This window comes from Streptomyces sp. MS191, assembly GCF_008042125.1.
GTDB lineage: Bacteria > Actinomycetota > Actinomycetes > Streptomycetales > Streptomycetaceae > Streptomyces.
Map to the genome: position 1 here is coordinate 307,194 of NZ_RDBI01000066.1, position 19,392 is coordinate 326,585.

Sequence of the window (19,392 nt, forward strand, 5' to 3'; positions counted from 1 at the left end):
ACGCGTCCCGGGGCTCTTCCGTGTCCCGGGGGCGTACGGGGGGAATGACGGCCGCAGGGCGGGGCAGGAGCGGGAACCGGACGCTCCGCGTGTGCGTGTCGATCAGTGGTGTTGACCACAAAGGGGTCGGTTCCGGAACCGCGGACCCGGCAGAGTTGTTCTTGTTGAGAAGTTGGCAGGGGAACCGGCGACGATGGAGAAGCGTGTGATGACGGACAGCAGGCGCCGCCGCAAGAGCCTGGCGGCCGCGGCCGCGGTGCTCGGCGGCGTGTTGGTGCTCTCGGCGTGCGGTGGGGGCGACAAGGACGGCGCCGGCGCCAAGACGCCACAGTCACAGGCTCAGGTCGACGAGGCCGCGGCGCAGAAGACGTCGAAGGCCCAGATAGCCATCTCGCCCAAGAACGGCGCCACCAACGCGTCGATCAACAAGGACACCAAGGTCACCGTCACCGACGGCACCCTGACCGAGGTGACCATGACCACCCAGGACGGCAAGAGCGTCCAGGGCGAGCTCTCGGCCGACAAGCTCAGCTGGGCGCCCACCGAGCGCCTCGACCGCGCCACGGTCTACAAGATCGCCGCGACCGCCAAGGACGCGGACGGCCTGGAGGCGCACGAGAACTCCTCCTTCACCACCGTCTCCGCGGCCAACAGCTTCATCGGCAACTTCACCCCCGAGGACGGTTCGACCGTCGGCGTGGGCATGCCGGTCTCGATCAACTTCAACAAGGCGATCACCAAGAAGCAGGCCGTCCAGGGCGGCATCAAGGTGACCTCCAGCAGCGGCCAGGAGGTCGTCGGCCACTGGTTCAACTCCCAGCGCCTGGACTTCCGGCCCGAGTCGTACTGGACCGAGGGCTCGACCGTCACGCTGAAGCTGGAGCTCGACGGCGTCGAGGGCGCCGACGGCGTCTTCGGCGTCCAGCAGAAGACCGTCACCTTCAAGATCGGCCGCAACCAGGTCTCCACCGTCGACGTCGCCACCAAGACGATGACGGTGAAGCAGGACGGCAAGACGATCAAGACGATCCCGATCTCCGCTGGCTCCCCGGACAACCCGACCTACAACGGTCAGATGGTGATCTCCGAGAAGTTCAAGGAGACCCGGATGAACGGCGCCACCGTCGGCTTCACGGACGACGACGGCAAGGGCGAGTACGACATCAAGGACGTCCCGCACGCCATGCGGCTGTCCACCTCGGGCACGTTCATCCACGGCAACTACTGGGGCTCCGACTCGGTCTTCGGCAACGTCAACACCAGCCACGGCTGCGTGGGCCTGAACGACGTCAAGGGCGCCGGCGACCCGAACCAGATGGCCGCCTGGCTCTTCGACCACTCCCTCGTCGGCGACGTCGTCATCGTCAAGAACTCCAAGGACAAGACGATCGCGCCCGACAACGGCCTCAACGGCTGGAACCTGAGCTGGTCGGCCTGGAAGGCCGGCTCGGCCGTCTGACCGGACCGCGGCGCCGCTCCTGACGGCCGCGCCACCCGCACACGACGGCGGCCCCCCTCGATGTCCGAGGGGGGCCGCCGTCGTGCGTCACCGTACGACTTCCTCCACGCCCCAGTTGGCGAGCAGCCGCAGCGCGTCGGCCGAGGCCGTTCCCGGCTCCGCCTGGTACGTCACGAGCACCAGGTCCGGATCCCCGCCGGACACCTTCATCGTCTCGTAGCCCAACGTCATCTCGCCCACCAGCGGATGCCGCAGCCGCTTGGCCCCGTGCCCCTTGTCGGTCACCGTGTGCGCCGCCCACAGCGAGCGGAACTCCTCGCTCCGGACCGACAGCTCCCCGACCAGGGCGAGCAGCTGCTGATCGTCCGGGTAGCAGCCCGCGTACAGCCGGAGCACGCTCACCACCTCGGTCGCCTTGCACTCCCAGTCGACGTAGAGATCGCGTGCGTTGGGGTCGAGGAACACCATCCGCGCCATGTTCCGCTCCTGCGGATCCATCGCCGCGAGGTCCCCGAGCAGCGCCCGCGCCATCCGGTTCCACGCCAGGATGTCGCCCCGCCGCCCCAGTACGAACGCGGGCACCGTGTCCATCGCGTCGATCAGGTGCAGCAGCCCCGGCCGCACCTGCTGCGGTCGCGTGATCGACGCCCGCTGCTTCTTCTTCGTGGTCGGCTTCGCCAGGTGCGTCAGATGCGCCCGCTCCGTGTCGGTCAGCCGCAGCGCCCGCGCGATCGAGTCCAGCACCTCCAGGGACACGTTGCGGCCGTTGCCCTGTTCGAGCCGGGTGTAGTAGGCCACGGACACCCCCGCCAGCTGCGCCAGCTCCTCGCGGCGCAGCCCGGGGACCCGCCGGTGACGCCCGAACGAGGGCAGGCCCACGTCCTCGGGCTTCAGCCGGGCCCGGCGCGAGCGCAGGAATTCGCTGAGTTCGGCACTGAGGTCCATGCGGACCGATTATCCCAGGCCGGACGACCGGGCGGACGGATGTTCCTGTCCCTGCCAGTGGTAGGCACGGTGGACATAGGCAGGACAGGGTCCTGGGTGACCCGGCGGACTTCGGGCAGGCTGGACGCCATGACCACGAACGTTTCCGCCTACGCCGCACCCGCCGCCCACGCACCGCTGGAGCGCACCACGGTGCCGCGCCGCCCGGTCGGCGAGCACGACGTCCTCATCGAGATCAAGTACGCCGGCATCTGCCACTCCGACATCCACCAGGCCCGTGACGGCTGGGGCGAGGGCATCTTCCCGATGGTGCCCGGTCACGAGATCGCCGGAATCGTCACCGAGGTCGGCCCGGGCGTCACCCGGCACCAGGTCGGCGACCGCGTCGGGGTCGGCTGCTTCGTCGACTCCTGCCGGGAGTGCGAGTCCTGCCTGCGGGGCCAGGAGCAGTTCTGCCTCAAGGGCGGCACCGGCACGTACAACGCCCTCGACAAGAACGGTGAGCCGACCTACGGCGGCTACTCCACCCACATCGTCGTCGACGAGCACTTCACCCTGCGGATCCCGGAGGGGCTCGCCCTCGACGAGGCCGCCCCGCTGCTCTGCGCCGGCATCACGCTGTACTCCCCGCTCAAGCACTGGAACGCGGGCCCGGGCAAGAAGGTCGCGATCGTCGGCCTCGGCGGCCTGGGACACATGGGCGTCAAGATCGCCCACGCCCTGGGCGCGGAGGTGACCGTGCTCAGCCAGTCCCTGAAGAAGCAGGAGGACGGCCTCAAGCTGGGCGCCGACCACTACCACGCCACCAGCGACCCGGACACCTTCACCGAGCTCGCCGGCACCTTCGACCTGATCGTCTCGACGGTCTCGGCGCCGCTCGACTTCGGCGCCTACCTGAGCCTCGTGAAGACCGACGGCGCGCTGGTCAACGTCGGCGCCCCTGAGGAGCCCGTCTCGCTCAACCTCTTCTCCCTCATCGGAGGCCGCAAGACGCTGGCCGGTTCGATGATCGGCGGTATCGCCGAGACCCAGGAGATGCTCGACTTCTGCGCCGAGCACGGGCTGGGCGCCGAGATCGAGCTGATCCGCGCGGACCAGGTGAACGAGGCGTACGAGCGGGTGCTCGCCAGCGACGTCCGCTACCGCTTCGTCATCGACGCGTCGACGATCTGACGGGAGGACCGGTCGTCCGGCCGGACGACCGAATCTGACGCCGGGGCATGACCCGCGGGGTAATCGACCCGCGCGCCGTGCCCCGGCACGCTGGGGTCATGACCGCATACGCGATAGGCAACCTGCACCCCGGCCCCGTCCTCGACGACGAGGTCCTCACCTACATGGAGCGGATCCAGGAGACCCTGGACCCCTACGACGGGCGCTTCCTGGTCCACGGTGCGCCCGAGCGTGAGGTGCGCGAGGGTCGGTGGCCCGGAGCCGTCGTCGTCATCGGCTTCCCGTCCATGGACCGGGCGCGCGCCTGGTACGACTCCCCGGCCTACCGGGAACTGATCCCGCTGCGTACCCGGCACATCCCGGGCGACGTGCTCCTGATCGACGGGGTCGCCCCCGGCTACGAGGCCGCCGCGACCGCGCGCGGGCTGCGCGAGGCCCGGGACCGCTGACCGGCCGAGGGACGGACGACGACGAGGACCCGCCCGGCTTCCGAGCCGGGCGGGTCCTCGTGCGACGACGTGCTGCCGGTGGTCCGGCCTTCCGGGGCGCCGCGCGCCCCGCTCGCTCGGGTCACCCGACCCCGGGCGCCTCGGCCACGCCGATCGGGCAGGAGACGCCCGTACCGCCGATGCCGCAGTAGCCGGCCGGGTTGCGGTCCAAATACTGCTGGTGGTAACCCTCGGCCGGGTAGAAGGTGCGCCCCTCCACCGGGAGGATCTCCGTGGTGATCGTGCCGTGGCCCGAGCCGGTCAGGACCTTCTGGTACGTGGCCCGGGAGGTCTCCGCCGCCTCGGCCTGGGCGGGGGAGTGGGTGTAGACCGCCGAGCGGTACTGGGTGCCCACGTCGTTGCCCTGGCGGAAGCCCTGGGTCGGGTCGTGCGACTCCCAGAACAGCTTCAGCAGCCGCTCGTACGACACCTTGGCCGGGTCGAAGACGACGCGGACGGCCTCGGTGTGGCCGGTGAGGCCCGAGCAGACCTCCTCGTAGACCGGGTTCGGCGTCAGCCCGCCCTGGTATCCGACCAGGGTCGTCCAGACGCCGTCGGTCTGCCAGAACTTCCGCTCGGCGCCCCAGAAACAGCCCAGCCCGAAGTCCGCGACCTCGAACCCTTCCGGGTACGGGCCGAGCAGCGGGTTGCCGAGGACGGTGTGGCGTTCCGGAACGGCGAACTCGGGCGTCGGGCGGCCCTTCAGCGCCTGCTCGGGCGTGGGAAGGACGGGGGTGCGTGACAGGAACATGAAGCATCTCCTCGACGGTCGGCCCTCTCCACAACGCCCGGGGGCCGGGAGGGATTCCCCTCCCGGCCCCCGGGCGCGCGGTCGGTGCGCGGTCAGTGCGCGAGCGTCGCCGGGCTGCCGCCGTTGGCCTCGAAGCCCGCCACCGCGAGGTTCCGGTACACCGTGTACTCCGCCGCCGGGTCCCCGCTCATCGTCCACGGCAGCGCGCCCACGTGGCCGTCCACGTGCACCAGCTGACGCATCGCCTCCGTCCACCGCTCCCCGCGGATCAGGAAGAGGACCAGCAGGTGCCGGACGTGTGCGAGCATCGGGTCGTCCGGGCGGGCCGAGTGGACCGCGTACAGGGCGCCGTCCATCGCCTTGGAGACCACCGCGGTCCGGTAGAAGTCCTGGACCAGCGCGATCTCGGGCAGGTGCTCGTACACCGCGAACAGCGGCAGCGCGGCGAGCAGCGAACCCTGCGGCGCGCGTGCGGCGGCGGTGGTGGCGAAGCGGTCGGCGTCGGCGCGCGAACCGTGCCACTTCTCGCACCAGTAGTGCAGTGCCGCCAGGTGCGCGCCCATGTGCTGCGGAGCCCGGTCGATGATCTTGGCCCAGATCCGGTCGAACTGCTCGTGGCTGTCGCCCAGACCACGCGCGACGGCGAGCTCGACGATGTACGGCACCGGGTCGCCGGGGGCSAGCAGCGCCGCCTCCTCGCAGACCTTGCGCGCTTCCTCGAGGATGATCCGGAACTCGTCGCTGCCCGTCGCGGACGAGCGCCACGCCTGCTGCACCAGGAACTCGGCGTGCACGGCCGCGCCGCCCGCGTCCTTCGGCGCCTCGGCGCGCCAGGCCCGCAGCCAGGCGCCGCCGACACCGGGCTGCTGCTGGAGCTCCAGCGAGGCCGCGCCGGCGAAGGCCTGGATCCGCTGCCAGCGGACCTCGCCCTCCTTCTCGGTGCCGGCGAGGAGCTGCGAGGCCGCCCGCCAGTCCCGGGTCGCCTGCACCACGTCGAGGACGTCGAGGAGGTCGTGGTCCGGGCCGGGCATCCGTACGTCCAGCTCCTCCTGGAGGACGAAGCCGTACGCCGCCGGGTCGGCTGCGTCCGGTGAGCCGGGGGCCACCTGCCGGATGCCGGCGCTGCGGCGGCGCCTCACGTACGGGGCGACGACCGCGAACAGCAGGCCCATCGCGAGCAGGAACCAGAGAATCTCCATGCGTTCCATTGTCCCGTACGTCCCGCGGGAGCCCGCGCCCCGGGAGGCCGCCCCCGTCCGGGACGCGCCCCGCGGTACGGAGGGTGAGACACCGGGTGAGACGCGTGCGGCGCGGGACCGCCCGCAGGACTACGCTCCTGCCTCATGAGCGACCAGCACTCCCATCAGAGCTTCGAGACCCGCGCCATCCATGCGGGCAACACCGCCGACCCGCTGACCGGCGCGGTCGTGCCGCCCATCTACCAGGTGTCCACCTACAAGCAGGACGGCGTCGGTGGGCTCCGCGGCGGCTACGAGTACAGCCGCAGCGCCAACCCGACCCGTACCGCCCTGGAGGAGAACCTGGCGGCGCTGGAGGGCGGCCGGCGCGGTCTCGCCTTCGCCTCCGGCCTCGCCGCCGAGGACTGCCTGCTGCGCACGCTGCTGGCCCCCGGCGACCACGTGGTCATCCCCAACGACGCCTACGGCGGCACCTTCCGGCTGTTCGCCAAGGTGGTGCAGCGCTGGGGCGTGGACTTCTCCGTGGCGGACACCTCCGACCTGGAGTCGGTGCGGTCGGCGGTCAACGACCGCACGAAGGTGATCTGGGTCGAGACCCCCTCCAACCCGCTGCTCGGCATCACCGACATCGCCGCGGTCGCGGACGTGGCCCGGACGGCCGGCGCGAAGCTGGTCGTCGACAACACCTTCGCGAGCCCCTACCTCCAGCAGCCGCTCTCGCTCGGTGCCGACGTGGTCGTCCACTCGCTGACCAAGTACATGGGCGGACACTCGGACGTCGTCGGCGGCGCGCTGGTGACGGCCGACGAGGCGCTCGGCGAGGAACTGGCCTACCACCAGAACGCGATGGGCGCGGTCGCCGGTCCCTTCGACTCGTGGATCGTGCTCCGCGGCATCAAGACGCTCGCGGTCCGTATGGACCGGCACAGCGAGAACGCGGGCAAGATCGTCGAGATGCTGGTCCAGCACCCGAAGGTCACCCAGGTCCTCTACCCGGGTCTGCCCGAGCACCCGGGGCACGAGGTCGCCGCCAAGCAGATGAAGGCGTTCGGCGGCATGGTCTCCTTCCGCGTCGAGGGCGGCGAGGAGGCGGCCGTCGAGGTCTGCAACCGCGCCAAGCTCTTCACCCTGGGCGAGTCCCTGGGCGGCGTCGAGTCGCTGATCGAGCACCCGGGCCGGATGACCCACGCGAGCGTGGCGGGCTCCGCCCTGGAGGTCCCGGCGGACCTGGTCCGGATCTCCGTGGGCATCGAGAACGTCGACGACCTGCTGGCCGACCTGCGCCAGGCGCTGGGCTAGGACGCCCCGGTCCCGGACGCCGTCCGGGACCCGCGTGTCACGGTGCGCGGTGCGGGACCCCTGTCGAGGGGTTCCGGGCCGCGCACCGCGCGTTTCCGCGCCGGCCGTCCCCGGCCCTCGTGCGGGCACGCGTCCGGACCCGTACGCGTCCGTCCGCGCGTGGGGGCCGGCGTCACCAGCCTTCGAGGGGCGGTGTCGTCCCCGCGGGCGGAACCTCCCAGGGCCGTACGACCGAGGCCCACACCACGAACGCGACGACGGCCGCGGCCAGCAGCGCCCACAGGGCGCGGCGTACCGCCCGGTCCCGGCGCAGCAGCCGGGTCCCGCGTTCGACGGCCCGCGCCGCCAGGTCGCCGGGGACCTGCGGGTGCGGGGTCTCCAGCATCCGCCGGACCTCGTCCTCCTTCTGCTCGTGGCGGGTCATGACGCGATCCTCCCGGTCCCGGCGCGCAGCGCGGAGACGGAACGGGCGCAGACGGCCCGGACCCGCTCCTCGGGCAGCCCGAGCAGTGCCGCCGTCTGTTCCTCGGCCACACCCTCGTGGAGCCGGAGCACCACGACGAGGCGTTCCTGCGGGGTGAGCGCGGCGAGAACGCCGCCCCGGCCCCGGTGATGGCGCCAGGCGGCCCGGGCGAAGCGGGCGGCCAGGTCGGCGCGGGTGCAGTCGTAGGGATCCTCGCCGCGCATCCGGTCCCACTGGGCGTAGGTGTGCGCAAGGGACGCGGTCAGCAGGGCCTGGGCGTGCGGGTTGCGGGTCCGGGTCTCGGCGGTGAGCAGGGTCGCGGCATGCAGCAGCCGCCCCGCGGCTCCCGCGACGAACGCCTCGAACTGCCGGGTGCGACGGCGCTGTTCGCCCCCGTGACCCTCCTGCCGATCTGCCACGTCCTCATATGAGGACAGGGCGCGCTCCAGGTCAAGAGGTGGTGGCGGACTCCGTGTCGGAGGCGGGCGGGAGACCCGACTGGCGCGCGGACAGCGCCGAGTTGAAGCGGGTGAGCAGCGTGCAGAAGGAGTCGCGCTCGTCCTCGGTCCAGCCGTCCGTGACCTCGGCCATCAGCTGGCGGCGGGAGGAGCGGACCTCCTCCAGGCGGGTCAGGCCGCGGGGGGAGAGCTGGAGGACGACGGCGCGCCCGTCCTCCGGGTGGGAGGTGCGCTTGACCAGGCCGGTGTCCACGAGCGGGGCGACCTGGCGGGTGACGGTGGACGAGTCGATGCCCATGCCCGCGGCGAGCGCCTTGACGCCCATCGGACCCTCCTGGTCCAGGCGGTTCAGCAGGAGGTAGGCGGCGCGGTCCATCGAGTTGCGGAGCTGGCCGGTGCCGCCCAGGCGGGTCTGTTCGGCCCGGCGGGCGAAGACGGCCACCTGGTGCTGGAGGGCATCGAGGAGACCGGGGTCAAGCTCAGTCGTCATGTCCTGAGATGTGGGCATGGCTGTGGGGCTCTCTCGTCCGGTGGTCGGTTGGTGGGGGACAGAGTACGCGGACGGGCGCTGGTCCGTACCGGCGCTGCGCAAACCCGATGGAACGCCCCGGCTCCGGGCGGCCACGGTGCCGGTGAGCTGCGAGACTTGCTGTCATGAGCTTCCGTGTGACTCGCCCCTTGCACTCCCTGATCCTCGACGACGTGCGCGGGGCGCAGAAGATGCTCTCCGGGGTGGCCCGGGTCACCGCGATGGAGGGCAGTCGCCACCTGTCCGCCCTGGTGGGAGCGCCGGTGCACCTCAAGTGCGAGAACCTCCAGCGGACCGGATCGTTCAAACTGCGCGGCGCGTACGTGCGGATCTCCGGGCTGCGGCCCGAGCAGCGCGCGGCCGGGGTGGTGGCGGCCTCCGCCGGCAACCACGCGCAGGGCGTCGCGCTGGCCTCCTCGCTGCTCGGGGTGCGCTCCACCGTCTTCATGCCGGTCGGCGCCCCGCTGCCGAAGGTCGCCGCGACCCGGGAGTACGGGGCGGACGTCCGGCTGCACGGCCATGTCGTGGACGAGACGCTGGCGGCGGCGGAGCGGTACGCGGCGGAGACCGGCGCGGTCTTCATCCACCCCTTCGACCACCCCGACATCATCGCCGGGCAGGGCACGGTGGGCCTGGAGATCCTGGAGCAGTGCCCGGAGGTGCGCACGATCCTGGTCGGCGTGGGCGGTGGCGGGCTCGCGGCCGGTGTCGGGCTGGCGGTGAAGTCGCTGCGTCCGGACGTGCGGGTGATCGGCGTCCAGGCGGAGGGCGCGGCGGCGTACCCGCCGTCGCTGGCGGCCGGGCATCCGGTGGCGGTCGAGGCACCGTCGACGATGGCGGACGGGATCAGGGTGGGGCGTCCCGGCGACGTGCCGTTCGCGCTCGTCCGCGAGTACGTCGACGAGGTGCGGACCGTCTCCGAGGACGCCCTCTCCTCGGCGCTGCTGCTCTGCCTGGAGCGGGCGAAGCTGGTGGTGGAGCCGGCTGGCGCGAGTCCGGTCGCTGCGCTGCTGAGCGATCCGAAGGCGTTCCAGGGGCCGGTGGTGGCGGTGCTGTCCGGCGGGAACGTGGACCCGCTGCTGATGCAGCGGATCCTCCGGCACGGCATGGCGGCCGGCGGCCGCTACCTGAGCCTGCGGCTGCGGGTCACGGACCGGCCGGGGGCGCTGGCGACGCTGCTCGCGGTGCTGACGGTGGTCGACGCGAACGTGCTGGACGTGGGACACGTGCGGACCGACCCCCGGCTGGGTCTGACGGAGGCGGAGGTCGAGCTCCACCTGGAGACGAAGGGGCCGGAGCACTGCGTGGAGGTGCGGGACGCGCTCCGGGACGCGGGGTACGTGGTGCTGGGCTGACGACGGCCCGCGCCGAGCGGCTGACGACGGCCCGCCGTTCGCGCTTTCCCGGAGCGGTGTCTTGTGTATCGCGATGTATCGCGTTACGGTGTGGCCCGAGTCACACATTCACTGGGCGCGGCCGGCCCTTCAAACCTAAACTTGGGTGGAAAACGCCCGAATCCCCTGGGAGAACCCACATGCCAGGCGCGATCTACGCCGAAGGTCTGGTGAGGACCTTCGGCGACGTACGAGCTCTGGACGGCGTCGATCTCGACGTACCCGAGGGCACGGTCCTGGGCCTGCTCGGCCCGAACGGCGCGGGGAAGACGACCGCCGTGCGCGTGCTGACGACCCTCCTGAAGCCGGACAGCGGCAGGGCCCTGGTCGCCGGGATCGACGTGGTCGAGCACCCCGACCGGGTCCGGCGCGCGATCGGCCTCTCCGGCCAGTTCGCGGCCGTCGACGAGTACCTGACCGGCCGGGAGAACCTCCAGATGGTCGGCCGGCTCTACCAGATGGACAGCAGGCGGGCGAAGGCCCGCGCCGACGAGCTGCTCGAACGCTTCCACCTCGCCGACGCCGCGGACCGCACCGCCAAGACGTACTCCGGCGGCATGCGCCGCCGGCTCGACCTCGCCGCGGCCCTGGTCGTCTCGCCGCCCGTGATGTTCATGGACGAGCCCACGACCGGCCTCGACCCGCGCAACCGCCAGTCGCTCTGGGAGGTCATCCAGGAACTCGTCGCGGGCGGCACGACCCTGCTCCTGACGACCCAGTACCTGGAGGAGGCCGACCATCTGGCCCACGACATCTGCGTCGTCGACCACGGCAAGGTGATCGCCCGCGGCACCTCCGACCAGCTGAAGGCCCAGACCGGCGGCGAACGCGTCGAGGTCGTCGTGCACGAGCCGGAGATGATCCCGGACGCCCGGGAGGTCCTCGCCCACTACGGGGTGTCCGGCCGCGGCCCGGCCGAGGTCTCCGTCGAGCACCACATCCGGCGGCTGACCGTGCCGGTCAGCGGCGGCGCCAAGCTGCTCGCCGAGGTCATCCGCGAACTGGACACCCGCGGCGTCGAGATCGACGACATCGGTCTGCGCCGGCCCACCCTGGACGACGTCTTCATCTCGCTGACCGGCCACGCGGCCGAGCTCGCGGAGGAAGAGGAGAACGGCGCGGCGGCCGAGGGCCGCAAGCAGCACCGGAAGGAGACGGCCAGGTGACCACCTTGACCGACACGGCCGCCGCCCCGAGGCAGCGCGGCGCCCTCACGCAGTCCGTCAGCGACTCGCTCGTCGTCGCCAAGCGCAACCTGATCCGGATGACCCGCATCCCGGAGATGGTCATCTTCGGGCTGATCCAGCCGATCATGTTCGTGGTGCTGTTCAGCTACGTGTTCGGCGGCTCGATGACCATCGGCGGCACGAACTCCCCGGCCGTCTACCGCGAGTTCCTGATGGCCGGCATCTTCGCCCAGACCGTCACCTTCGCCACGGCCGGCGCGGGAGCCGGCATCGCCGACGACATGCACAAGGGCCTCATCGACCGCTTCCGCTCGCTGCCGATGGCCCGTGGCGCGGTCCTCACCGGCCGTACCCTGGCCGACCTCGTGCAGACCGCCCTCACCGTCGTCGTCCTCGCGATCGTCGCCCTGCTGGTCGGCTGGCGGATCCACGAGGGCGTCCCGAAGGCCCTCGGCGCGTTCGCCCTCCTGCTCCTCCTCGGCTACGCCTTCTCCTGGATCGGCGCCCTCATCGGCCTGTCCGTGCGCACCCCGGAGGCGGCCACCTCGGGCGGGCTGATCTGGCTCTTCCCGGTCACGTTCATCTCGATCGCCTTCGTCGACTCCAGCCAGATGGCCTCCTGGCTCCAGCCCATCGCCGAGTGGAACCCCTTCAGCGCCACCGTCCAGGCGTGCCGGGTCCTGTTCGGCAACCCGGGCGTCTCGACGTCCGACGCCTGGCCGATGCAGCACCCGGTGTGGGCCTCGATCCTCTGGTCGGTGGTGATCATCGTGGTCTTCCGGACGCTGGCGGTCAGGAAGTACCGGTCGGCGACGGCGTGACGCCGCCCGCGCGCGGGAGGTAACCCGAGACGACCAGGCCGTCGGAGAGGGCGAGGAAGACCGCCCCTCCGGCGGCCACGGCCTCGGCGTCGCCGGTCAGGGAGACGCCGTCCGGCACGGGAGGACTGAGGACCGGGATGTCCTGCGACCTCGCGGGCGGCCCGGACACCGGGATGGCCAGGACCTCCTGCCGCCCTCCCGCAAGCACCTGGTCCCCGGCGAACCAGACCCGCCCGAGAGGGGCACCGGCCTGGGTCACCCATTTCCGCGCGCGCCAGCGCTCCCGCCCGCTGTCCAGGTCGTAGGCGACCACCCGGCTTCCGCCGTCGACCAGCGCCACCACGCCGTCCGCGTTGACCGCGGGCCCCGCCGTGATCGTCAGATCCGCTCCCAGGGTGCGCCGCGGTCGCAGGGTCTCGGCGTCGAGGACCGTGACGCCGTCGCCCGGCCCCGCGCCGCACAGCACGCTCTGCCGGTGCACGACGACCTTGCCGCAGACGAGGTCGGTGGCGCCGCGGGCGGTCTCCCTGCCCGTCGCCGCGTCGAGGGCGACCGGCCTGACCCCGAGCGGGACGATCACCCGGCCCCCGCCCGCGACCAGCTGCTCCGGAATGCCGTCGAGCCGCGACCTCCACAGCTCCCTGCCCCCGCCGGCGAGCTTCACGGCCGTGACGAGGCCCTTCCCCTCGCCGCCCGGGTCGAGGTAGCCGGAGTACAGGACCCCGTCGACGAGGTCGGTGCTCTTCAGGGCCCATCGCCCGCCCGGCGCCGCGATCCTGCCCCGCTGCCTGCCGTCCTTCAGGCCGTACGCGACCACACCGTCCGGGCCGGTGACGTACGCCGTGTCGCCGACGACGGCCGGATAGCCCGCCGGCGACCGGATGCCCTCGGCGTCGGCCTGCTCCCGGCCGGGCACCGACCACAGCTTCTCGCCGTCCGACGCCCTCAGCGCGACGGCCGAGCCGGCCGTACCCGGGCAGAGGAGCACCTCGGGGGAGAGGGCGCAGCCGCTGACGTCCGTGTCGACCTTCGTCGTCCAGGGAGACCAGCCCGCCGGCCGGTACGCGCGGTCGGTCCCCACCGTGCCGAAGTCACCGGAGCGGCCCTCGCCGCCGTACGGCTGCACGACCTGGCTCAGCGTCCTCGGCGCGGCGGAGCCGGCGCTCGGCGAGGACCCGCCCGAGGGCGCGGCCGTGGCGCCGCCCGCCCCTGCGGACGTCCCGCCCGCCGTGCTCTCCTGCCCGCCCCGCCGGTCGATCAGCACCGCACCGGCCGCGGCCACGACCGCCACCGCGACGGCGGCGGCCACGAACCGCCCCCAGGGCCGCCGCCGCGGCTCCGGCACGGCGGTCACGGCCGGCCGCTGCCCGAGAGCCGTGGGGGAGTACGGCACCACCGGCGCGAGCGTCGGCAGGTCCGCCACGCCCGCGCCCGAGGCGGCCGCCTCCCCGATGCCACGAGCCGCCTCCCCGTGCTCGGCGAGCAGGGACAGCACCCCGCCCGGCCACGGGAACACCTCCGGCACCTCGGCCCCGAGCAGCCCGACCAGCTCCGCCGCGGCCGGCCGGTCCGCCGGGTCCGGCCGCAGGCAGCGCTCCACGACGGGCCGCAGCTCCTCCGGCACACCGGACAGGTCGGCCTCCGCCCGGCTGATGCGGTAGATCACCGCGGCCATCTCGTCGTCGTGGAACGGGCCGCGCCCGCTCGCGGCGAAGGCCAGCACCGCGCCCAGACAGAACACGTCCGAGGCCGGTACGACCGCCCGGCTGCCCGTCAGGTGCTCCGGCGACATGAACCCCGGCGAGCCCACCACCAGACCGGTCGAGGTCAGCGCGGTCGCCTCGAAGGCCTGCGCGATGCCGAAGTCGATCAGCTTCGGCCCGCCCGGACCGAGGAGCACGTTCGCCGGCTTCAGGTCCCGGTGCAGCACCTTCGCCTCGTGCACCGCCCGCAGCGCCCGCGCGAGCGCCGCGCCGAGCGCCCGCACCGCCCCGGCCGGCAGCGCCCCGGACCGCACGACGGCCTCGGCGAGCGAGGGACCGGGCACGTACTCGGTCGCGAGCCAGGGCGCCGGCGCGTCCGCGTCGGCGTCGACGAGGCGCGCCGCGCAGGGGCTGCTCACCGCCCGCGCCGCCGTGATCTCGCGGCGGAAACGGGTCCGGAAGTCCCCGTCGACCTCCAGTTCCTCACGGACCGTCTTCACCGCGACCATCCGGTGCGGGTCGGCCGTCGGCTCGTCCGCCCGGCAGGCCAGATGGACCTCGCCCATGCCGCCCGCGCCGAGGCGGGCGAGCAGCCGGTAGGGGCCGACCAGCCGGGGCGGGCCCGCGGGCAGTGCTTCCAGCACCGAACACGTCCTTTCGGGGGTGCCAGGGGATGTCTCGCCCATCCGGCCTGATCGACAGGACCTAGCGGGGGAGTTCCACCGCGGACACGACGCCCTGGTCGAAGACGACGTACGCGACCCCGCCGACCGGGAGCACCTCCGGCTGCCGGATCTGCTTGTGGAAGAGGAGTCCCCAGTCCGGGTCGTAGGCGTCCTCCTCGGCCCGCGGGCCGGGTGCGCCGGGCACCGGCGTCGTCCGCAGGCCCGCGGGCCTGCCGTCCGCGCCGAGGCGCACGGTGTGCAGAGCGGAGTAGTCGGCCCACACCACCTGGTCGCCGACGAGGAGCGGACGGGACAGACCCTGCTTCAGTCCGGCGGGGGCGGCGCCGGTCGTGTACGAGCCGAGGACGCCGCCGTCGCGCGGATCGCGGATCGTGAGCTTGCCGTCCAGGACGACGACGGCGTTCGGGCCGATCACGGCGGGGGCCGGCTCCGCCAGCGCGGCGGGGAGGCTGCCCTTCTCGGCCAGGGTGGCGGAGTCGAGGGCGTGCAGCCGCCCCTTCGGCCGCGTGACGTCCGCGCAGTAGGCCGACGGGCCGAGGACCATCAGTTCCCAGCACTGCTGGGCGCTCGGGTCCACCTGGCCGTGCACGGCGCCGGTCCTCGCGTCGAAGGCGGTGAGACCGCCGTCGGTGAGCGCGTACACCAGGCCCTTCGCGTAGGCCACCGGCTCGTACGGCCGCTTCTCGGAGTCGGCGAGCGTGTTGTTCGTCAGCGCCTTCCTCCACAGCGTCCGGCCGTCGGCCAGGGAGAACGCCGTCATCCCCACCCGGCTCGACCCGGCATCCTCGCCCTCGGCCGTCGTCGCGAAGACCACGCCGTCCGCGACGATCGGGCGCGTGCCGGTCCCCTGCGCGTCCCACGCCTCCTTCTTCCAGCGGACGGCGCCGGTGACGGCGTCCCGGACCTCGAGCCCGTCCGTGGAGGCGAGGACGACGGACGCGTCGTGGACCGTCGGCCGGGTCGCCCCGCCGGCGATCCAGGTCTCGCCGTGGGCGGTGATGTAACTGAAGCCGTTCCGGTTGCCCTCGGTGCCGGCCGCCTCCCACAGCTTCTTCCCCGTCGCCGGATCCAGTGCCTCGAAGCGCCCGTCCGTCCTCCGGCACACGAGCACCCGCTCCCCGGCCGAGCATCCGAACGCCGGGGCGCCCAGCTTCGTCCGCCAGGGCTTCCAGCCCGCCGGCCGCTGCGCCGCGTTCTGCGGCACCACCCCCGACGCGTCCGCCAGGCCGCGGTCGTCCACGCCCGGGACCCGCGGTCCGGAGGGCGCCGGCGGCGCCGCCTTCGGGGGCGGCGTCCGCTTCGGGCCGGCGCCCTCGGGCCACAGCAGGTAGGCGCCCGTTCCGCAGGCTGTGACCGCGAGCGCCGCCACGGCCGCGATCAGCGCCCGGCGGCCCCGGCGCGGGGCGGCGACAGGCGCCGGAGCGGCCGGTGCCCGGGTCGGCACGTCGTGCAGTCCGGGCGGCCCGGACGCCACCACGGGCCCGCCCGGCAGCGGCAGCAGCGGCCCTCCCGAGGCCACCAGCCGCGCCAGCTCCGCCCCGTACTCCCCGATGTGCTCCCGTACGCCCTGCGGCCAGGACGGCGCCCGCTCCCCGCCGAGCAGCTCCACCAGCCGCTCGGGAGCGGGCCGGGCTGCCGGGTCGACGGCCAGGCACGCGCCGATCACCTCCCGCAGCTCCTCCGGGACCCGCTCCAGGTCCGCCTCGGCCCGCGAGACCCGGTAGAGGACGGCGGCCACGGGGCCGTCGCCGAAGGGGTCCTCGCCGGTCGCCGCGTAGCAGAGCAGGGAGCCGAGGCAGAAGACGTCCGAGGCGGCGGTCACCTTCCGGGCGCCCGCCACGTGCTCGGGCGACATGAAGGCGGGGGTGCCGACCATCATCCCGGTCGCGGTCATCGTGGTGGCCCCGCTCGCGCGGGCGATCCCGAAGTCGATCAGGCGCGGCCCGGTGACGTCGAGCATGACGTTGCCGGGCTTGAGGTCCCGGTGCAGGACCCCGGCCGCGTGTAGATCGGCCAGCGCGCGGGCCACTCCCGCGCCCAGCTCCCGCACCGTCGCCACGGGCAGCGGTCCCTCCCGCCGCACGGCCTGGGAGAGGCTGGGGCCGGGGACGTAGGCGGTGGCGAGCCAGGGCACCTCGGCGTCGGCGTCCCCGTCGACCGGTGCTGCGGCGTACGCGCTCCGCACCACGCCCGCGACCTTGATCTCGCGCCGGAAGCGGTCCCGGAAGCCCGGGTCGCCGGCGAAGTCCCGCCGCACGGTCTTCAGGGCGACGTGGACGCCGTCCGCGGCGCCCTCCCGGGTGTCACGGGCCAGGAAGACCTCGCCCATGCCCCCGGCGCCCAGCCGCGCCAGGACCTCGTACGGTCCGATCTGCCGTGGCGCGCTCCCGCGCAGCGGTCCCAGCACGCTGTCGTCCCCCCTGTGACACGTCGTCAGCACCGCATCATTGCATGTGCATGCAAGACGAAGGGCCGGACCCCGAGGGGTCCGGCCCGGACGTGCGGACGGGGGCTCAGCCCGTGTACGGCTTGGCGCTGAGGATCTTCACCGCGGCCTTCTTGCCGTTCGGCAGCTCGTACTCGGCGTCGTCCCCGGCCTTCTTGCCGTTGACGCCGACGCCGAGCGGGGACTGCGGCGAGTAGGTCTCGATGTCGCCGCTGGCGTACTCGCGGGAGGCCAGGAGGAAGGTCATCGTGTCGTCCTCGTCGCCGTCGAAGGCGATCGTGACGACCATGCCGGGCTCGACGACACCGTCGTCCGCCGGGGACTCGCCGACCTTGGCGTGCTCCAGGAGCTGGGTGAGCTGGCGCACGCGGAGTTCCTGCTTGCCCTGCTCCTCCTTGGCCGCGTGGTACCCGCCGTTCTCGCGCAGGTCGCCCTCCTCGCGCGCCGCGGCGATCTTGGCGGCGATCTCGGTTCGCGCGGGACCAGACAGGTACTCCAGCTCGGCCTTGAGCTGGTTGTACGCCTCCTGGGTGAGCCAGGTGACGTTGTCGCTGGTCTGGGTCACAGGTGCTCCTCGTAGGTACTGGGAATACAAAGCATCGCCCTACCCAGAAGGATCGTCCTTCCTGGGTGGGCGAAACCACGAGCCTAACAATTTGTGGCGAAAAGGGGGAGGACAAAAACCATCAGGATGTCGTCGTCCCAGGTGAGCCCGTGAATCGGAGATCGACGCGCCGCCCGGTCCTTACCCGCCGCTACCGTGCGGTACACCCCAGGAGCTCGGCACTGGTCGCCCGTGCCGTCGTGCGGACCGACCAGACGCGGTCGACGCGGTCGGCGTCGTCGTCGACCCGGACGTCCTTGCGGCCGACCTCGGCCCCGTCCTCGGAGCGCGTGCGCAGGGTGCAGACGCCGTGGGTGCCGGTGTCCTTGCGCACCTCGAGGTGCACCTGGACCTCGGTGTCGCTGACGACGTCGAACTTGATCATCTCGGCGCTGATCCTGCTGTCGACGACGTAGTGCCAGCCGAACCAGCTCATCAGGCCGAGGAACAGCACGCCGAGCACGGCGCCGGTGATCCTGAGCTTGCGGTCGGCGCGCTCGTCCGCGGAGCGGCCGTAGCGCCCGTCGGGCAGCCGGCCCTGGACCGCGCTCATGATCGTTCCTCTCGACGCCGGGGGTGCCCGGAATATTCGGCCCCCCGGTTCCGTCACTATAGAGACCTCCCTCCGCGACCAATCACTGAGGATCGAGTCTTGACTGAGCAGCTGCGACTGATGGCCGTTCACGCCCACCCCGACGACGAGTCGAGCAAGGGCGCGGCCACGATGGCCAAGTACGTGTCCGAGGGGGTGGAGGTCCTTGTGGTGACCTGCACGGGCGGCGAGCGCGGCTCCGTCCTCAACCCCCAGCTCCAGGGCGACGCCTACATCGAGGCGAACATCCACGAGGTGCGCCGCAAGGAGATGGACGAGGCCCGCGAGATCCTGGGCGTCTCGCAGGAGTGGCTGGGCTTCGTCGACTCCGGCCTGCCGGAGGGGGACCCGCTGCCGCCGCTGCCCGAGGGCTGTTTCGCCCTGGAGGACGTCGACGTGGCGGCGGGCGAGCTCGTCCGCAAGATCCGGGCGTTCCGTCCGCAGGTCGTCACGACCTACGACGAGAACGGCGGCTACCCGCACCCCGACCACATCATGACCCACAAGATCACGATGGTGGCGTTCGACGCCGCGGCGGACACCGAGAAGTACCCGGAGGCCGAGTTCGGCCCGGCCTTCCAGCCGCAGAAGCTCTACTACAACCAGGGCTTCAACCGTCCCCGCACGGTCGCCCTGCACGAGGCGCTGCTCGAGCGCGGCATGGAGTCCCCGTACGGCGAGTGGCTGGAGCGCTGGAAGGAGTTCCAGCGCGCCGAGCGCACGCTGACCACCTTCGTGCCCTGCGCCGACTTCTTCGAGACCCGCGACAAGGCGCTGATCGCCCACCGCACCCAGATCGATCCGGACGGCGGCTGGTTCCGCGTCCCGATGGAGATCCAGAAGGAGGTCTGGCCGACGGAGGAGTACGAGCTCAGCAAGGCGCTGGTCGACACCTCCCTCCCCGAGAGCGACCTCTTCGCGGGCATCCGCGACAATGCCTGACATGAGCGCACACCTGGCACTGACCCAGCTTGTCCCCTTCGCCGCCGAAGAGCTGGACAAGAACAAGGTGACCCCCGGCGTCCTCGGGTTCGTCGTCTTCGCCGTGATGGCCGTCGCCGTCTGGCTGCTGATGAAGTCGATGAACCGCCACATGGGCAAGGTCTCCTTCGAGGAGGCCCCCGGCCCCTCGGGCGGCCCGGCGGCGTCCCCGCAGCAGGGCAAGGGCACCCCGGAGAAGTGACCGCGGCCGCCC

19 protein-coding genes are annotated in these 19,392 nt (G+C 72.6%); 9 read left to right on the forward strand and 10 right to left on the reverse strand.

All coding sequences use genetic code 11. The annotated features are described in order from the left end of the window. Window positions 1-193: 193 nt before the first annotated feature. Window positions 194-1,459: a L,D-transpeptidase gene (locus EAO71_RS30005; RefSeq protein ID WP_147980936.1), complete on the forward strand. Its 1,266-nt coding sequence runs from the start codon at window positions 194-196 to the stop codon at window positions 1,457-1,459. An 87-nt stretch (window positions 1,460-1,546) separates the two neighbouring features. Here EAO71_RS30005 and EAO71_RS30010 read toward each other — a convergent pair whose 3' ends face one another. Next, window positions 1,547-2,404 carry a helix-turn-helix domain-containing protein gene (locus tag EAO71_RS30010; RefSeq protein WP_147980937.1) on the reverse strand — a complete coding sequence of 286 codons (858 nt, stop codon included), beginning with the start codon at window positions 2,402-2,404 and terminating at the stop codon, window positions 1,547-1,549. A 129-nt stretch (window positions 2,405-2,533) separates the two neighbouring features. Between EAO71_RS30010 and EAO71_RS30015 the strand changes: the two genes are divergently transcribed. Continuing rightward, the gene (locus EAO71_RS30015; RefSeq protein ID WP_147980938.1) at window positions 2,534-3,577 is read left to right on the forward strand and encodes an NAD(P)-dependent alcohol dehydrogenase; all 1,044 of its coding nucleotides are present in this window, start codon (window positions 2,534-2,536) and stop codon (window positions 3,575-3,577) included. Window positions 3,578-3,675: 98 nt separating this feature from the next. After that, window positions 3,676-4,026 (forward strand): DUF1330 domain-containing protein, encoded by a 351-nt coding sequence (locus EAO71_RS30020; protein ID WP_147980939.1) that lies wholly within the window; start codon window positions 3,676-3,678, stop codon window positions 4,024-4,026. 121 nt (window positions 4,027-4,147) lie between these two features. Here EAO71_RS30020 and msrA read toward each other — a convergent pair whose 3' ends face one another. Then, the gene (msrA, locus tag EAO71_RS30025; RefSeq protein WP_147980940.1) at window positions 4,148-4,816 is read right to left on the reverse strand and encodes a peptide-methionine (S)-S-oxide reductase MsrA; all 669 of its coding nucleotides are present in this window, start codon (window positions 4,814-4,816) and stop codon (window positions 4,148-4,150) included. Window positions 4,817-4,908: 92 nt separating this feature from the next. Further along, a complete protein-coding gene (locus EAO71_RS30030) occupies window positions 4,909-6,015 on the reverse strand; it encodes a hypothetical protein (protein WP_147980941.1) in 1,107 nt (368 codons plus the stop codon). Window positions 6,016-6,159: 144 nt separating this feature from the next. Between EAO71_RS30030 and EAO71_RS30035 the strand changes: the two genes are divergently transcribed. Next, window positions 6,160-7,314: a cystathionine gamma-synthase gene (locus EAO71_RS30035; protein ID WP_147980942.1), complete on the forward strand. Its 1,155-nt coding sequence runs from the start codon at window positions 6,160-6,162 to the stop codon at window positions 7,312-7,314. A gap of 172 nt (window positions 7,315-7,486) precedes the next feature. Here EAO71_RS30035 and EAO71_RS30040 read toward each other — a convergent pair whose 3' ends face one another. From EAO71_RS30040 to EAO71_RS30050, 3 genes are read right to left on the reverse strand one after another with little or no spacing between them, the layout of a single operon-like run. Next, entirely contained in the window at window positions 7,487-7,738 is a 252-nt protein-coding gene (locus tag EAO71_RS30040; protein ID WP_147980943.1) for a hypothetical protein, read from the reverse strand. Beyond that, the gene (locus EAO71_RS30045) at window positions 7,735-8,196 is read right to left on the reverse strand and encodes a sigma factor-like helix-turn-helix DNA-binding protein (protein WP_147980944.1); all 462 of its coding nucleotides are present in this window, start codon (window positions 8,194-8,196) and stop codon (window positions 7,735-7,737) included. Before EAO71_RS30045 ends, EAO71_RS30040 begins: the two co-directional genes overlap by 4 nt. A gap of 31 nt (window positions 8,197-8,227) precedes the next feature. Further along, complete coding sequence (locus EAO71_RS30050) at window positions 8,228-8,743, reverse strand: MarR family winged helix-turn-helix transcriptional regulator (protein ID WP_147980945.1); 516 nt, start codon at window positions 8,741-8,743, stop codon at window positions 8,228-8,230. A 146-nt stretch (window positions 8,744-8,889) separates the two neighbouring features. On the opposite strand from EAO71_RS30050, the gene ilvA reads away from it, so the two are divergent. The 3 genes from ilvA to EAO71_RS30065 all read left to right on the forward strand — a co-directional run bounded on the left by ilvA (window position 8,890) and on the right by EAO71_RS30065 (window position 12,166). Beyond that, on the forward strand, window positions 8,890-10,119 hold the full coding sequence (gene ilvA / locus EAO71_RS30055) for a threonine ammonia-lyase (protein WP_147980946.1): 1,230 nt from the start codon (window positions 8,890-8,892) through the stop codon (window positions 10,117-10,119). A gap of 179 nt (window positions 10,120-10,298) precedes the next feature. Next, on the forward strand, window positions 10,299-11,324 hold the full coding sequence (locus EAO71_RS30060; protein ID WP_147980947.1) for an ATP-binding cassette domain-containing protein: 1,026 nt from the start codon (window positions 10,299-10,301) through the stop codon (window positions 11,322-11,324). After that, complete coding sequence (locus EAO71_RS30065) at window positions 11,321-12,166, forward strand: ABC transporter permease (protein WP_147980948.1); 846 nt, start codon at window positions 11,321-11,323, stop codon at window positions 12,164-12,166. Before EAO71_RS30060 ends, EAO71_RS30065 begins: the two co-directional genes overlap by 4 nt. On the opposite strand, the gene EAO71_RS30070 is transcribed toward EAO71_RS30065, so the two are convergent. The 4 genes from EAO71_RS30070 to EAO71_RS30085 form a co-directional block, all read right to left on the reverse strand. Next, window positions 12,138-14,513, reverse strand: a complete 2,376-nt coding sequence (locus EAO71_RS30070; protein WP_187282879.1) for a protein kinase domain-containing protein — start codon at window positions 14,511-14,513, stop codon at window positions 12,138-12,140. The two genes, EAO71_RS30065 and EAO71_RS30070, sit on opposite strands and share 29 nt — an antisense overlap. Before the next feature lie 61 nt (window positions 14,514-14,574). Further along, window positions 14,575-16,962: a protein kinase domain-containing protein gene (locus EAO71_RS30075; RefSeq protein ID WP_261992416.1), complete on the reverse strand. Its 2,388-nt coding sequence runs from the start codon at window positions 16,960-16,962 to the stop codon at window positions 14,575-14,577. A 106-nt stretch (window positions 16,963-17,068) separates the two neighbouring features. Continuing rightward, window positions 17,069-17,566, reverse strand: coding sequence for a transcription elongation factor GreA (gene greA / locus EAO71_RS30080; protein ID WP_147980950.1), 498 nt, complete (start codon window positions 17,564-17,566; stop codon window positions 17,069-17,071). A 190-nt stretch (window positions 17,567-17,756) separates the two neighbouring features. Next, complete coding sequence (locus EAO71_RS30085) at window positions 17,757-18,158, reverse strand: DUF4307 domain-containing protein (protein WP_147980951.1); 402 nt, start codon at window positions 18,156-18,158, stop codon at window positions 17,757-17,759. Window positions 18,159-18,257: 99 nt separating this feature from the next. Between EAO71_RS30085 and mca the strand changes: the two genes are divergently transcribed. After that, window positions 18,258-19,139: a mycothiol conjugate amidase Mca gene (mca, locus tag EAO71_RS30090; RefSeq protein WP_147980952.1), complete on the forward strand. Its 882-nt coding sequence runs from the start codon at window positions 18,258-18,260 to the stop codon at window positions 19,137-19,139. Continuing rightward, window positions 19,132-19,380: a hypothetical protein gene (locus EAO71_RS30095; RefSeq protein ID WP_393558547.1), complete on the forward strand. Its 249-nt coding sequence runs from the start codon at window positions 19,132-19,134 to the stop codon at window positions 19,378-19,380. The genes mca and EAO71_RS30095 overlap by 8 nt, the downstream gene beginning before the upstream one ends. The last annotated feature ends 12 nt before the right edge of the window (window positions 19,381-19,392 follow it).